Annotated in this window: 6 protein-coding genes and 1 pseudogene; 2 read left to right on the forward strand and 5 right to left on the reverse strand. The window is 29.9% G+C overall.

The genetic code is table 11. The features are described from left to right. Positions 1 to 301: 301 nt before the first annotated feature. Positions 302 to 736, forward strand: a pseudogene (locus HGK31_RS14410) (DNA/RNA helicase domain-containing protein); the annotation flags it as partial. A 79-nt stretch (positions 737 to 815) separates the two neighbouring features. Next, positions 816 to 2,420 (forward strand): DNA cytosine methyltransferase, encoded by a 1,605-nt coding sequence (locus HGK31_RS14415; protein WP_191861036.1) that lies wholly within the window; start codon positions 816 to 818, stop codon positions 2,418 to 2,420. Positions 2,421 to 2,424: 4 nt separating this feature from the next. Here HGK31_RS14415 and HGK31_RS14420 read toward each other — a convergent pair whose 3' ends face one another. From HGK31_RS14420 to HGK31_RS14440, 5 genes are all read right to left on the reverse strand, one after another. Continuing rightward, positions 2,425 to 3,459 (reverse strand): PD-(D/E)XK nuclease family protein, encoded by a 1,035-nt coding sequence (locus HGK31_RS14420; protein ID WP_191861038.1) that lies wholly within the window; start codon positions 3,457 to 3,459, stop codon positions 2,425 to 2,427. 7 nt (positions 3,460 to 3,466) lie between these two features. Then, positions 3,467 to 9,376 (reverse strand): DEAD/DEAH box helicase, encoded by a 5,910-nt coding sequence (locus tag HGK31_RS14425; protein ID WP_191861040.1) that lies wholly within the window; start codon positions 9,374 to 9,376, stop codon positions 3,467 to 3,469. Between the two features lie 3 nt (positions 9,377 to 9,379). Continuing rightward, positions 9,380 to 12,619: a hypothetical protein gene (locus tag HGK31_RS14430; RefSeq protein WP_191861042.1), complete on the reverse strand. Its 3,240-nt coding sequence runs from the start codon at positions 12,617 to 12,619 to the stop codon at positions 9,380 to 9,382. Between the two features lie 157 nt (positions 12,620 to 12,776). Next, positions 12,777 to 13,565, reverse strand: coding sequence for a Swt1 family HEPN domain-containing protein (locus HGK31_RS14435; RefSeq protein ID WP_191861044.1), 789 nt, complete (start codon positions 13,563 to 13,565; stop codon positions 12,777 to 12,779). Positions 13,566 to 13,733: 168 nt separating this feature from the next. Beyond that, entirely contained in the window at positions 13,734 to 14,030 is a 297-nt protein-coding gene (locus HGK31_RS14440) for a TM2 domain-containing protein (RefSeq protein WP_191861046.1), read from the reverse strand. Positions 14,031 to 14,092: the final 62 nt, after the last annotated feature.

A 14,092-nucleotide genomic window follows, 5' to 3' on the forward strand; every position in this document is an offset into this window, starting at 1 on the left:
TTGCAATGGTGGTTATTGCATTTTGCAATGGTGGTTATTGCATTTTGCAATGGTGGTTATTGCATTTTGCAATGGTGGTTATTGCATTTTGCAATGGTGGTTATTGCATTTTGCAATGGTGCAAACTTTAGATTTTTTGACTACCGTTGTCGTCAAAATGACTAAATATGATTTTCCGTGTAAGTATGATATTTTTTAATTGCAATAATCAGTTGAAACATAATGATAAGTGAGTAAAAATAGTTGCTAGCCACAAACAACACTATTATATGTATGTTAGAAGAAAACTAAAAACTGTAATCCAAATCCTTTGGCAATTGATATAGAAATTGATGGGTATAAAATTCAATGGAACAAAACAACAGAAAATTGGATTAATACATTAAATGCTGTAAATCAAATAGGCTGTATTCATACTTCTCAAGGTTACGATTTAAATTATGCTGGAATCATTTTTGGAAATGAAATAAAATATAATCCTAGCAACAATAAAATTGAAATTGATAGTTCTCAATATTTTGATAAGAAAGGGAAGCAAGGCATTACGGACCCATCAGTGTTAAAAGAGTATATTCTAAATATATATAAAACAATGATGCTGAGAGGGATCAGAGGGACTTATCTTTATGTTTGCAATAATGAACTTCGTGTTTATTTAAAGCAATTTATAAACTATATTAAGGGCTGTTTTAAAGTGGTTATATTAGCCAAATTTTATCCAGTTATATTTTGCTGAATCAAGATTTTAAGAGGATAATTAAATAATTTAGGAATGCAATACTTACATTTGATATAAATTGAATTTTAAACTTTTTGTGAATAAAAAAAAATTAAAACATATCGAATTATTTGCAGGGTGTGGTGGCATGAGCCTTGGTTTAGAAGCTGCAGGATATAATTTATATTTAGCGAATGAGCTTTCACCTATGGCAGGTGAAACTTTTGCCTACAATATACTTAACGAAACACTTGAAGGGAATCATTCCCCGAATAAAACACTTTGGATAAAAAGTCAATTTGCTAAAAATGAAATTGATAAAAGATTAAGGGAGAATCCTTTTGAAGCAACTAATGGAACATTTTCTGATATTGAGGATGACACTATTTTAGATAATAAATTACTTATAGGTGACATCAATAAATTACTTAGTGTTTTTGAAGAAAAACCAACTTTTATAGATCGTATTCGCGAAAGTGAAATAGATTTAATTTCTGGAGGACCACCATGTCAAAGTTTTAGTTTAGCGGGTTTAAGAGAAAAAGACAATCACAAAAACACTTTGCCTTTATCTTTTGCACAAATTGTTGGTTTGATACAACCAAAAACAGTTTTATTAGAAAATGTGAAAGGGATTACTTCACCATTTACAGAAAATGGAAAAAAATACTATGCTTGGCTTGAAGTGTCTAAAGCTTTTGTTTTAGAAGGTTTTGTTCCAGTGTGTATGATGTTAAATTCAAAATATTTTGGTGTGCCTCAAAATAGACCTAGATTTATTTTACAAGCTTATAGAAAAGATATTTTTGATAAATTATATAATAAAAAAAGAAACAACGAAATTCTAAAAGTTTCTAATGAATTTTATAATGCAGTAACAAAAAATAAAAAAAGCCTTGATAAAGTAACAACTAAAGATTTTAAATATTTTGACATTGAAAGTAGGCCTAACCTTTTCGATGGAATCATTTTACCAAAAATAACAGTTACAAAAAACGAATTCATTACTTCTGTGGAAGCTATTGGAGATATTAGAACTCCAAGATTTTTATATAAAGTAAATGGAGTAAAAGGCAAATATGCCAAAACACTAAATAAGATTTTCAGAAAAAAATTCCCTCATGATTTATTGATTAAAAATCATGAGCCAAGAAACCACAGCTTTTTAATTAGATCAAGGTTTAGGTTTTATCAAGTTATTGAACAATTTCAGAATGGTCTAAAAAAGGGTGCAGTTGATCTTTTTACAGGTAAAAATGTATCAGATGAATTAAGAGAAAAACTACTTGGTGAATTCTCACATCACAAATTACTTTTTTATGACAAAACTAATTCTCGAGAAATTGATATTATACCAGAAAATATAGATGAAGTAGAAGAATTAATTAAATTAATTCCAACTAAAAAGCATTCTCAAAGAGCTTTACAAGAGTTTGAACCTGCTCCTGCTCAATTAACAATTCCAGATGACCTATGTCACTATCACTCAGATCATCCAAGAACACTAACAGTAAGGGAAATGGCACGCTTTCAATCTTTCCCTGATTGGTTTGAATTTAAATCAAAAGTAACTACTGGTGGGAAAATGAGAAAATTTGAAGTACCACAATATACTCAAGTTGGAAATGCCGTACCTCCTCTTTTAGCTAAAGCTATTGGTGATAATTTAAAAAAACAACTAGATATCATTAAAGAATCCTAATTAATCAGATCCCTTTGTAAATAGACAATTTACTCCATCTTTTTATTATAGAACTATCTACTTGTAATAAATGTGATATTAAGACTTCCTGATTATTTTCATTCATCTTTTTAATTTCTAAAAAATCCTCTTCAGGAATGTTGTGAATAGATTTAGTCCTATCATTAACTAATATGTTTATAGCAAATTTATCAGAATCAAATGTTACATTAATTGTTTTTAATAATATTATTCTGTCCCATTTATTTGGTTGATTTCTGATGGAATCATGTAATGCATCACATTGAAATTTATGGCTGCAAAAGTTACAAATACTTGATTCTGGAGATGCTAAATTATTAAGATTACCGGTATTTAAAACTTCATTGATTTCATTTAATATGTGATCGATTTTTAAACCTTGTATATTATATTCTTCTTGACTATACATAAATGAAAACAACTCATTATTACCAAGCCCCTTAATTACTAGTTCAATATTATCAGCTTTAATTTCTTTCTTTTTATTTATAATATATCCATACGTTTTTAATTGTTCAATATATGTTTCTTTGACACCTATATTTTTGCCATCAAGTATATTGATTATAATACCAGTTTTAAAATCAGTAATTCTAACATTATTTTCATCTACTTCAAATAAATCAATAATTCCACGAACATTTTTGAACCGCACTTTCTCTTCAGGAAAAACTTTATTACCACCTAATAAGGTGAAATTTTTAATAGTTTTTAGAGTGTTTATTTTTTTGGGGTAATAATTTGGAACCCAATATTGGGCATACTCTTTCTCAATTTTAAATTTCTTACAAAATTCCAATAAAGCTTCATCCCATTTAGTGTCAAATTCATTGAAATTATAAAATTCTTTATAATAATTCTCTAAAACTTTATGGATTAATTCGCCCATAAATGAATGTGGATTAAATTCATAAATACGCCCTTTTCCTCGTCTCACATGACTATCTAGAACAAATTTCAACTTACACTTTTCAATTGATGTAAGCATGCTCGGGCTTATCTGATTAATCTTCTTCAAGAAAAAATTATTTTTTATTACTTTGCTTTAACCATTTAAAAAATTCCTCATAGCACCAAGCCATCCTTCTATTTAAATTAAATGTGTCTGCAAAAAATATTCTGTCTGGATTTGCACATTCAGCTACAACTCTTGAAAGACTAGTTGCTTTTGGGAAACTACTTGTATTCCAAAAAGGATGCGTGATAATAATATTAATGTCTTTGAATGAAATAACAGGAATATTCTCAATCACATTATAAAAACTTGGGTTCTGAACTATATCAATACCTAAAGTTATTGCAAAATCTTTGGCATATTCATCCGCCATTTCTGGCCAATCAGCAATTTCAATATAATCCCAATTGCCATCTAAACCAGATAAATAATATCTATCAGATAGCACTCTAATAAGACCTACTGCCAATCTCCAATCAAGAATTCCATGATAGTTTAGGTTTCTATAATTCTTTAAATCTTTATAGCATGAATCTTTACAACTTTTTGCATGTTCCTCATTTATAAAACTAGAAGTATATCTGTTCTCTTCCTTCGGTTCTAAACACATTTTAAAGAACATATCAATATGATTATGAAGGTATTCAACAAAGCCAGACCCGTTTGGTAATTCATCTGACAAAACTATTCTTCCAGTGCTTCTGGCCGTTATATCATCTAGTTTTTGCTCTGTTATTGCAGCCAATTCAATTTCTTCTGGTGAAACATCTAATAAGTCTGCTAAACATCTTTGCAGCAAATATGCTGCAGAATGGAATGCACCTTTTGAGCTAACCTTTTTTCCCATATTATTTGTATGGAAAGGGTTTATATCCAAAGAAAAATCTAGTTGTGCTGGATGCAATCGTATTACATTAGTGGTTTTTTGAGCTCCTAAGGATAATTTTTTGCCTACTTGAGTATCATTTGATAATTTATCATTGATTAGATTTCTTTTAATCGCTTCATCAAATCCAAAGCCTAGTTTCTTTTTTAAGCCTAAATCAAAGAATTGATTAGAAAAATCAGCATAATATTTATCGGTTGTTTGTAAAAAATTAAATTCATCTCCTCCATTAGTATTCAAACGCCAAGTAAAGTCACTTGGTGCAATACCGATTATACAATTTCCAATTAGAGTACCTTCATCGTCAGGATTAATAGCTTCCGAAAACAGTAATGGTTTAGAAGTACTAATTTCTTGATCTACCTCTCTATCTTGGGGCTTGGGGCTCCAGTCTGTTCTAAATGCATTTGGGGAAACTACTAAATATTCTGTTTCACAAGTTTCATCAATTTGCTGTCTTATGTAGTCCCTATCTTTTCCTTCCTCATACTCAATTGTTTTCAATATGTTGTTTTGTGAATTTAAAATAACCCACTTTGGTTTCTTATATGCAGCTTGATCGTAATAGCGCGCAGTCCAAATTCCATTATTACTATAATCCTTATATATTTCACTTATGGCTGGACTCAATCCTATACTGGTATATATCCTTTTATCCTTTGTTTTTTGAGCTCCAGGAGCAAAATCAAAAATTGCTCTTTCAATGGGTCTACTGATAGTTTTAGCCTCTAAATGTGTATCTGACTTTTCTTCAAAACCTAAAATTAAATTCCTTAATCCAGTGGGCATACCTGACATGGGTAATATTCCCGAATCTGCCAAAGCTTCAGACAAATCACCTGAATTGTGATCTTCTTGGATTTTAGAAAATTTAGGAAAGAATGTGTTATCAATCCAATGCTTAAAATTATCAATATTATATTCTAGATATAATGTATTATTTACAAATAAATTGTGAGTTAAAGCTTTATAAATCTCTCGCCAATTATCTTCTAAACGTATCCATTCCTTTAGGTCGTTGAGTTTTTCATGATCATCATCAAAGAAATCTTCAATTTTTCCAAACTCACCATGAACAGAACCCGTGGTTTCAACATCTTCAAAGTATTTTTGTAAGACACCTTTAATAATCATTCTGTAAAGAATTTGATCTTGCGACTGACTTAAAAAAGGTACTGGTGAAATATCCCCAGTCATCCTTTCAGGATTGTTAAAAAAATATTCATCATGACTTCTACCTCTGCAAAAAGTAAGGGCAACGTTAAAAGCCTGACCAGCTCTACCAGCACGTCCAACCCTTTGCTGGTAATTAAAGCGCATTGGAGACATATTTCCTTGATAAACAGCTTGAAGTGACCCGATATCTACACCTACCTCCAAAGTTGTCGTTACACTTAATAAATCTATTTCTTCAACTATCTTATTATCTCCCGTAATAATACCTTTGAAAAGACGCTGTCTTTCTAATTGGTTATCCGTTTGCCCAGTTAATTCCTCACAGCGCATTCTGATAATTTCATGATTATCCAAAAGCTGTTTAGCATAAAAATTATTCTCCCTTGCATCCTTTGCACTTAAATTAGGTGTTTTTGGCAGGTGTTTAAAACAAGATTTACAAATTCCAGCAGATGGATGCAAATGAACAGTTTTACAATACTGGCATTTATAGACTTTATCATCATCAGTCGCAAAATAGATTCTTAGAGTTTCTAAGTTTAAAACCCCATCATAATGCATATAATCGTTAGTTAATGCATTCCATAGCGCATTTCCTAATTGATCTTCATCAATTTTTAATCGTGAAGCTACACTCTTGATATATTTCTTTTCCGGTCGTTTCTTACTTAAGTTCTCATAATTTCTGACTGGATTATGCTTATAATCGGTATATCTATGCTTATAGTTATCTCCTAAAATTCGTGTTAGAGAATTTAATGCTTCTCCAAAATTTTTAGCATCAATTATTTGTGGTATTGGATTTTTGATATCTGAGGAAATTTTCACGACTCCCAAAGCAGAAGACTCCATACTATAGAATAAGCGTCCAAAAATAAAAGAACTTATTTCCTTATAAACAGGTCCTCTTATTTCGTCCATTAATGTATCTTGAGAACGAGTGCTAACTAATTTACTTTTATTTATTTCTCCTTTTTTCCAATCAAAGCAATCCTTCCAATGCTCTGTCTTTTCATTAAAGTTACTACCATCTCGAACAAACAACCTCTGTTTTGAAGCAGCTGGTCCTGCAGGATTTAACCCTTTTTTAACCAATCCGAAAATAATTTTGTCAACTAGATCTTCTAATTTAATAGTACCTCGTTTTACGTCAGAAACTAATCTTTCTTCCTCTGGTTTTGCAGGGAATACAGGATCATTGATTGCTTTATAAGCATTATTTATTTTTATGGCATACTCCCTATCCATCTTTGAAAATAATTCTCTTTGCAAAGCTTCATTTCCAACTTCTATAGAAGTAAATAGTTCTTTAGCAAAAATAGTCTCATCACGTTGATCAAGTAATAGTTCTTTTATTATTTGATTATAGTTTTCCTTTTCAATATCATTAGCGAATCTAGCAGACTCCTCTCTACTATCAGAAAAAGCGACTAATTTTCTTCTCTGTTTTTCTTTATCCGGTATTGCAGAAAATAATTCCTTTGCTAGTATCTGATTAGTTTTACCAAAACCAGTTCTAAATCCTCTAATGGGAGATTTTCTTTTCTTTCTATACTGGTAGTCAGCTGCACAATTTGGACAGCTATGAGGTAATGCTGTACCTGATTCATTAGATTCATTACCTTCATTTTGGTTGTAATATAAACCTTCGACTGTGTTTGGTTTCCGGTTAGAATATAGCTTACCGTCGAAAACACCTAAATATCTTTTTTGCCATACTATATTATCCTCATCAGTGAGATCTTCAATAATTTCATCATTTTCAAAATACTTTGGCCAAAAAACTGCATAATCTAATTCTGTTCTTCTTTCAACCATTGCAGATTGAGATTTCTCTGGTATACTTTCAATTTCAGGTGGTGTAGTTATTATTTCATCCCAAAATGTTTTTTTATCGGTATACTTAATTTTTGTTCCTCCTATGAAAGTTGTTCCACAATTCTCACAATAAAGAGATTCAAAAACTCTTTTGTTGTTGTGTTTGATTTTAGAAAACTCTAATAATTCATTGAAAGGATCTTCATTTCTGTCACTACTTAAAGTCCCTTCTTGATCATTTTTTAATGTTGTCCATAGCCCTTCAATATTTCGAATAAAAAAGTGCATTCTAAACCTAGGCAAATTACAAGTTATTCCTTCTCCATATTTTGTATCGAAAAGCCCTCGTAATAAAAGAAGTCCTTTTATCGCATTGTAAATCTCTTCATCTGTTTCTAGGTGATCAAATAATTTTCTCCCTAATGAGACAAATTGCTCGGATTTATCTTCATCTTCCTTATTATTATAAACAGGAAATGGTCTAAACCTTTCTTCATTTTTAGATCTAAATGCATAGATTAATTGGGACTTTAAATTTTCATCACTATTTACCTTTTCTAATAATTGTGGTACTCCTTCACCACTTTTACATTGAAGCCATTTATCAACTTTCTTCCCAATTTCATCGATAAAAGCCTCTTCATCTGAACCAAATATATCCGCAGAGAATTCAGCTAATTTCATGAACATTGAAGGATCAATTGATTGATTAACTTGTTTTGGCAATTTATAGGTCCCGTCAATTACTTTCATCTCTTTATTAATACCAAAAAACCCTTTTAGAAATGACTGACTATCTTCATATTCTTGGCTGCCTACCTGTCCATCTAATGAAGCCGAGGACGCTAAAAACCTTACTTTTGAAGAAGATGGGTCTAATCCTAATCTAGAATATAAAAGACGTAATAAGTAAGAAATCTCGGTTCCAGGTGTTCCACGATACAAGTGAAGCTCATCAATTACAATATGAAAAATTCTAGCTTCTTTTTCCTGTGCTCTTTTTTCCTCGCTTAAATTTTCAATATCCCAATCGGTTGAGCCTTCTAACCACTTTTTTGTTTCTTCAAGCATCCCACTCTCAATTGCTCGCATAAGAACAATACTTAGCATCGAAAAGTTTGTAATCATAACATCTGGAGGTGTCTGATGCATGTCAAATCTTGATCGCATTTCTGCTCCATCTAATCTTTGGAAATTTGTTTTTAATTCTAATTTCTCTTCTTCACTAAGCTTTAGACCTTCATCTGATGATAGATAAGTTTCAATTTCACTATATGTAGTTTCAATATTTTTGAGTTGCTTTTTTAACTGAGCCCATTTGGATTCATTACGTTCGAAGACACCATCATTTTCCTTTGAGAGTCTGCCAGAAACTGGCGCAGTACTATTATACCTGCCAAAAAACAGTCTATTTCCATTTAAGTTACTATCACAAAATTCACGTACTTCATCATTATCTAAAGTCATTCTTAATCTAGTAAGCTGATCTTCAACAAGTGCGTTCATAGGATAAACAATTAAAGCTTTAATTGCTTGAGGTCGATTCTCATTAGATCGCTGTAAAACCCTATCACTTAAAGTAGCAGTGTTACCCTCAATTATAATATTAGTTGGGCCTTGTCTATAGGAGTGTGGTCCAATTGCATTAACACTAGCAGGATTGGAAATATATTTTGATAAATCTTTTAATAAATATGCTATTAAAGGAAGTAAAAAAGCTTCTGTCTTACCTGAACCTGTGCCTGATGTTATCACACAATTATTTCCTTCTAATGCTAATTGGAGCATCCTAAATTGGTGCTCATACAAAGGATAATTACCTGTGAATAATCCTTTAGAAACAAAACCATTGAAAAGTTCAACATCTTTTTTTGTAAAACCAAAAAGATCTTGCTCAGTTAAATTTTTAATTTCTTTTCCTTCAGCACTTTTATACTCAAGAAGTGGCTCAATCCAAGGTTGTCTATATAAAACCTTGTCTGTATTAAGTAAATTTTCTCTATTTGCTTCAAAATCTTCATATCGAGTGCCAAAAGCTGTTTTTATATAGGATATGTAGCCTTCTTTTACTTTTTCAAAAATTCCTAATGGGTTTATCATATTTTAATTAATAGTTTTTGCGGTTTGATTTAACTTGTTCTCAATTATTGTGATTATATCATCATGAATATTTTGATATTTTCTGTAAGCTTTATTATCTATCCATTCAATAATTGGTATTTCTGCATTAATTAAAATTAACCCTCTTTCTATCCAAAATGGTAAAGTTTTATTTAATGGAACAAAAAAATCAGAAACAGGATTTATTTTATGTTGTTTTCTTAAAAAAATATTTGTTTTTATCAATTTGAAACTAGCCAAAGCATAATTTTCTAAGATCTTACTTCCAGACTCATCTTTATAAATATGTACAACTTGTCTGTCCTTAAATCCATCATATCTAATTAGTGTCGGCGCAACCATATCACTTACATTTTTATTAGTTTCTTTCCATGTAGAGGTCTCAGGTATAAACTCTAGTTTTCTATGATGATCTGTTTTATAATCTAATTTATTATGTAAATATTTATCGAAATCTTCTATGGACCTTTGTGTATAAAAACAAGCAAATTGATATATAGCAAAACTTCTGTTTAAGGGGTTCTCAATATTATTAATAAACTCAACACCTATTCGTTTAGATAATGTTTTGAATTTATGTAAATCTCCAAGCTTATCATAAATTTCAATTTTATTCGGTAATATATTTTCATATTTTTCACTATGACTTGTCAAATTAATAATCAGATTTAACTCATCACAAACTTGTATTAATTTTTTTATAAATACATGATTTCTGAATCCAGTTAGGAATGCTTTTAACCCTTTCTCTGTTTTAATAAACAATAAATTTGAAGGAGAGACTTTAATTCTATCACCATAGGTTTCAAAATTAATATATCCTAAATCCTTCCAATAATGCATTATTCTTTTACTAAATTTAGAATCTATCATAGGATTTAATTCTCTTATCAGTAATGGAAATTTATAAGTATCAACATTATTTACTACAGCTAAATAATTTAAAAGTTTCTCACCTATATGTTTTTCTGAATAGTTAAAAGTTTGATTGGCACTCGTAACATAATCAACTATTCCAGGCTTAAATATTTTCCATACTTTTCCATGCCATGTATTGAAGTCGACTGTATCAAATGAATCTTTATTAAAATCATTTGGTATATCAAATATGTCATCAGATTGAATTTCTCTTTCAATAATATTAATTCCATCTTCATCTTTTGAATATGGTCTACAAATATTAACAATATCCTTATGCCTTAAACTTCCAATCTCAAAGGAGAAGTGACTTCTGACTTTTGATGAATTTTCATATACATAGAATTGTTCACTTTCGTTAATATTTTGATCAAGACTGAATAAGTTATCTTCATCTGAATCCTTTATCAACTCCATCTCTTCACCGGTCTCTTTAATCTTCACAAATAATTTAGGATCTGCAACTGGACCAGAGTATCTAAATTTATTGTCAAACTCTTTTAAAATTAACCTCCTACGGTTAAGTAAAAAATCACCTATAAGCTCAATTTTACCCTCTACTTTTTGATTATGCCTAAGAAGATGCAATAGTTTATCAAATTGACTTTCATTTAAATTCTCAAATTCAATAAAACTGAAATTGTCCCAAGGCGATTTATAAATATCACATTTTAATTCATCTTCTGATAATATTGAATCTAATATTTCCGAATTCACAAATATTAAAATATTCTGAGCATTAGTTGGTGCCATTACTTCGACCCATTCTTCTAAATCCCTATTTGCTATTAGCCATCTAAATTTAAAGTTTACTGAATATCTTTGATTATCACCTTGAAATAAAAGTGTATTTTCTTGATTTGGATTCCAATCAAATTTTATTTCTTTCGAGTATTCTTTATATTCATGTTGAACTTTGATGATAGCATCTTGGAATTTTAAATGATCCTCTTCTAATTCACTCGAAAAAGCCCTAAAGTGAATATTATTCATATCTATTACATTATCCCAGTGGGGTAGTTCTTTTAAACATAAAAGTAATGGGATTGATGGTTTTCTGACGGTCGCAGAAGGTGATGATATTGTTGTGTCAACATAATTTATTTGATAATAGTCATCTATAAATTTTAAGATAATATCCTTTAATTCAGAATCTTCTTTTAAATATTCAATAACTTTATCAGAATTACTTATTTTATGTTTATTATTCGTGAATATTTCTATCCATTTATCAAAAGAGATATGTTCTTTGGGTACTATTCCAATTTCTATAAGCACATCAAATAATTGCTGAAAATGACCAGAATTAAACAACGCATGTCGCTCTATTCTTGAAACATATTTCCTTAATGGATTTTTTGGATCTTTCATATTAAAATAACCCAAGCTCTTAGATTTATAATTTTTTGACCAATCCTCCAAATCGTTCCAAGCTAACTCCAAAACATCTCTTGCAAAAGAGGTGTTAATATTTTCCCATTTATTTTTAAATCTATTTTTTCCAACTTCATTTATCCTATTATAAACATTTGTAACACTCAAATTCTCACTTTTTGAATCGGTAAGACTTAGAATCAAATACATTAACAATCCAAAATATTCAGGTATAGGTTTTCTTAAATTTCTTCCATTAATTACTTTAGGAATACTTATAAGGTATAATTCATTAAATTTATCCTTAAACGATTTAGATCTTAAAATTTTTTCTATAGAAAGTTCAAAATCACAATAGGTAAATTGAGAATCTGATAGTTCTTCGAATAATTCTGTGTAGATAAAAAAACATTGAATCTCCTCATCTTCATTATTTGCATTAAAATAATGTTCTACAAGGAGCTTATTCCACTTTTTATAATCAAATATATATCTCTCTATATTGTTTTCTTCATCTTCAATTAACACGTATTCAGAAGTGTCAATTGAGTGATTGATATTGTCTTCTTCATCTTGACTTGAATCGACTTGAATCGGATCTATTGATTGATCATCTTTAAAAGCTATTGCTATTTGAGAATTTCTTTTTAATTCATACTCATTCCAAACCTGTTTGCTCAATTTATTCATGTTGCCATGACTGTAATTTCCATTCTTTTCTAAATTACGAAACATTAAGGTCTGAGCTTCAGTTGAACGAACTGTTCTTCCTAATTCTTGCGCTAAGTGTTGTATTTCAGGATTATGTTCGTGTAAACCTACTCCGTTAAGCCTCTTATAAAGATGGTATACTTTAATTATTTCATCTTTAGTCCATCTTTGTCCTGACTTTAAGTTTTTTTCACCTCCTAAAATACGCTTGTATGACATTAAATTGTTTTAGTTCAACATTAATCTTTATAAAAAATTTGTGCGCAAAATTATACAAAACCTACTTTTAACCGCATGACATATATCATGGAAAATGCATTAATTCTAAGGAGAATTTAAATATAAAAAAATATTACATTTTAACGAGTAGCAATAATTAATAATTCTTCATTAGCGAGAACCAATCATCTACTCTAATTTCCAATCTATTGATTTCTTTTTGAGCCAAAGGTGTGCAATGAGCAATTGACACCCTAATACGATTTAAATCAATCATAACTTCATTTACAGAATTTAAGCTCCTTTTAAATTTCATTTCAAAAACAGTCCAGTTAGAGTTTATAATTTTACGAAGATCTCCAAAAGTTGTATAATCTATTCGGTGTTCAGACCTTTTTGTATGGGTGGTATCCAATTCATATTTTAAATTATTCTTAACATTCTCCCTAACACGAAAATCTACTTTTGACCACCAATCATTCCCATAAACTTCAGCCATAGTCGATTTAACTAATTCCCTTATTGAACGTTCTAAACAATAAAACAGTTCATAACTAAACTTCATTTTTTTTGCTTCTTGTTGCAATTCATCATTAAAATTTGAAAAAATTAAAGAATTTGGGCTTTCAGAATTACTACCTTGGCTTTTTGACCTTGAACCTCTTATTTTTGGCTTATTCAAAATAAATCGCTTGAATGTTTTTAGCCCGTTAATATAAGTTCGATTTCCTTTGTTTCCATAATCAGAATATTTTCCATCAAAATCATAAAGGCTTATTAGCTTGTCTATGTATTCAATATCCTGAATAGTAAAAAGATCAATCCATTTTCCATAAAATTTAGAATAGTGCTCAGAAATCTTATTTAGGGCATTAGCATAACTACTGGCTGTACCTTCAGCTTTATCTTCTTCTTGTACTACCCATTCCTTGAATTTTTCTTGCATTGGTTTAATTATAGTTTCCATAAACCTACAAAGAATAATTTTACTAACCGATTCTGACAAATGAAAGTATTATTAATATTGCAGAGTGAATTACTCGGAGGTAACCTATTAGGTTTTATAATTATAAAATCTAACAACTCATTATCACAAACACTTATCAAAGAGAATTTAGTTTGATTTGTTTACAGCTGAAAACATTGCCATATTCCGCTCATGAGCCTCATCTTTTTCTTTTCGTTCTATAGCTTCAATTTGTCGAAAGATATTAGCATTGTATCTATCTACTTTTCCAGACATTGAAAATAGGTCTATTAGTGCCCAAATACCAAGTCCACCTAAAGTTATCCAATATAATATTTGTGTTCCCCAATGACCCAAGTAAGCATAATGAGCTCCAAAAATGAACCAGAGTAAGTAAGCCGTGCCAGTTGATTTGATTTTTGACTGTAAATAGTGTTTATCCATGATTAATATTTTTAATTAATCATAAACTTATAATCTATAGGTTTGGTTTCCTTGCGGGAATC

It is taken from the genome of Hanstruepera ponticola (genome assembly GCF_012931685.1).
Taxonomy (GTDB): Bacteria; Bacteroidota; Bacteroidia; order Flavobacteriales; family Flavobacteriaceae; genus Hanstruepera; species Hanstruepera ponticola.

Coding starts and splice junctions, on each gene's coding strand:
- HGK31_RS14425 (WP_191861040.1), bottom strand. CDS start 9,376: ATGATAAACCCATTAGGAATTTTTGAAAAAGTAAAAGAAGGCTACATA.
- HGK31_RS14430 (WP_191861042.1), bottom strand. CDS start 12,619: ATGTCATACAAGCGTATTTTAGGAGGTGAAAAAAACTTAAAGTCAGGA.
- HGK31_RS14435 (WP_191861044.1), bottom strand. CDS start 13,565: ATGCAAGAAAAATTCAAGGAATGGGTAGTACAAGAAGAAGATAAAGCT.
- HGK31_RS14440 (WP_191861046.1), bottom strand. CDS start 14,030: ATGGATAAACACTATTTACAGTCAAAAATCAAATCAACTGGCACGGCT.